Here is a 2,433-nt window from a genome sequence, read left to right on the forward strand (position 1 = left end):
CGAAAGAAAGCACCTGTTTGCGGAACTGGAAAGCATCTGCCGACAGGTAACGAAACTGGGTCATGGCGTCCAGAAATACTCGCTGCGGTTTGAGCGTCGTTACCTCATCAATAATTTTTTGGGTGGTTGGTTCTCTTTCCACCTCAGCTGGTGAGAAAATGTCGTAGGTTTGAATCTCGGTAAAAAATTCCGATGTAGGGCTGAGGTCTAAAAATTCAATACTTTTTTCATCAAAACCGAGAGCTTTAGCGTTGGTGCGGATTTGCTCTGCCGGTTCCCCTAAAGTGATATAAAGCGTCTTTTCTCCATTGGCAACACCTGTGGCCAGAAAGTGCAATCCCAAGGTAGTCTTGCCAGCACCAGGGCCACCCCGTACTAAATAAGCGCGACCTGGAATGAAACCGCCATCAAGCAGCTCATCTAGACCCGGTATCCCTGTTAACAGACGTTCTTGAGGCATATAAAAATTTCTTTGGCTCCCAAACTATCCTAAATTAACGCTAAAGACGTAAAAATACGATTTCTTACTGAAGTTGACCGAAGTAGCCATCGCTTAACTTATCTATAATAGTTCCTTGCTCAGCTACACTCGAAAAGTTTGTCTATCAGTTGCTAACGAGGCTTGTTTATGGTTCTCCCAAGTTCATTACCAATTGCTGTTAATGCTATCAAGTTCGGTACTGATGGCTGGCGGGGCATTATTGCCGCAGATTTTACTTTCGATCGCGTGGCTATGGTAGCACCTATTGCCGCTCAAGTGTTGGCAAATGTTTATGGCGAGACGACGGGAAATCGTAAAATTATCGTCGGTTACGATCGTCGCTTTTTAGCGGAAGCTTTTGCATCTCAGGCGGCAGAGGCTATACAAGCGGCAGGTTTTGATGTGTTGCTATCGGAAAGCTACGCTCCTACTCCGGCATTTAGCTGGGCTGCTAAAAAGCTTAACGCTTTGGGTGCTATAGTGATGACTGCCAGCCACAATCCCGCTCCCTATTTGGGGTTAAAAGTCAAGGGTGCTTTTGGTGGGTCGGTTCCTGCGGAAATAACGCGACAGATTGAAGGGTTATTGGATGGTGAATTCTCAAGGCAGGAAACGCCGGGAAGTTTAGAAATATTTAATCCTTGGCCGAGTTACTGTGAAGGTTTGAGAGCGAAGGTGGATATCGATCGAATTAAAGATGCGATCGCCCAACATAAAATTACTGTGTTTGCTGACGTAATGCACGGTGCTGCTGCGGGTGGACTGGCGCAAGTGTTGGGTTTGCCGATTCGAGAAATTAATAGCGATCGCAATCCTCTGTTTGATGGCGGTGCGCCAGAACCTTTGCCGCGTTACCTTTCCCAATTGTTTCGAGTTATGCGAACTCACGGTCGTAAGGATAGCACAAATTTGTCGATCGGATTTGTGTTTGATGGAGATAGCGATCGCATTGCTGCTGTGGATGGAGAAGGTAATTTTCTCAGTTCTCAAATATTGATTCCGATATTGATCGAACATCTAGCAACGCGACGCGGTTTGACTGGCGAAGTTGTCAAAACCGTGAGCGCTTCCGATTTAATTCCTCGTGTGGCATCGCTGTATAATTTACCTGTATTTGAGACGCCAGTCGGTTACAAATATATTGCCGATCGAATGTTGGAAAGCCATGTTTCCATCGGTGGTGAAGAATCTGGTGGTATTGGTTACGGTACACATATTCCAGAAAGAGACGCTTTGTTATCGGCTTTATATTTGTTGGAAGCTGTTGTTCAATCTGGTATGGATTTGAGCGATATTTATCGCGGTTTGCAGTCGCAAACAAACTTTTTCTCTGCATACGATCGCATCGATTTACCCTTGGCTAGTATGGATGTGCGAGCGCGTCTTTTAGAACAACTGCAAAATCAACCGCTGACAAAAATTGTCGGTCAGGATGTTGTCGATTGCAATAAAATTGATGGCTATAAATTTCGGTTGGCTGATGGCAGTTGGTTGATGATTCGTTTCAGCGGTACGGAACCCGTTTTGAGGTTGTATTGCGAAGCCGCTAATTTAGAAGCGGTGTATGAAAGATTAAATTGGGCGAAAGATTGGGCTAACTCACTTTCATAAGGTAGTGATAAAGTAGGGTATAAATTTATGAAAGCATTAGACGATCGAAAGCTTTCTCTGTATGAGATTGACTACCTGCAATGGATTGAAAAAACTCTGGAAAAATTGCGAAGCCAGGACTATGCAAACGTGGACTGGGAAAACTTAATCGAGGAAATTGAGGACATGGGGAGAAGCGAACGCAAAAGCCTCAAGAGTAATCTGATTGTCGTTTTAGTTCATTTGCTCAAGTGGCAATTTCAGCCAGAACGTAGGACTGGTAGCTGGGAAGGTAGCATTATCGAATACCGCAGACGAGTAAGGGAAGCTGTGAGCGAATCTCCCAGTCTTCAACCTTATCT

Annotated in this window: 3 protein-coding genes; 2 read left to right on the plus strand and 1 reads right to left on the minus strand. The window is 44.9% G+C overall.

Annotation, left to right across the window (positions count from 1 at the left end; translation table 11 throughout):
- Positions 1 to 460, minus strand: a 460-nt coding sequence (locus H6S82_RS29130; RefSeq protein ID WP_191057168.1) for an ATPase domain-containing protein, incomplete at its 3' end; no start/stop codon positions are given.
- Positions 461 to 628: 168 nt separating this feature from the next.
- Here H6S82_RS29130 and H6S82_RS29135 point away from each other — a divergent pair.
- Both H6S82_RS29135 and H6S82_RS29140 read left to right on the plus strand, forming a co-directional pair.
- Positions 629 to 2,092 (plus strand): phosphoglucomutase/phosphomannomutase family protein, encoded by a 1,464-nt coding sequence (locus H6S82_RS29135; RefSeq protein WP_190461480.1) that lies wholly within the window; start codon positions 629 to 631, stop codon positions 2,090 to 2,092.
- Positions 2,093 to 2,119: 27 nt separating this feature from the next.
- A partial coding sequence (locus tag H6S82_RS29140; protein WP_191057169.1) for a DUF29 domain-containing protein occupies positions 2,120 to 2,433 on the plus strand: 314 nt, incomplete at its 3' end.

The organism is Planktothrix sp. FACHB-1355 (assembly GCF_014748295.1).
Taxonomy (GTDB): Bacteria; Cyanobacteriota; Cyanobacteriia; order Cyanobacteriales; family Aerosakkonemataceae; genus Aerosakkonema; species Aerosakkonema funiforme_A.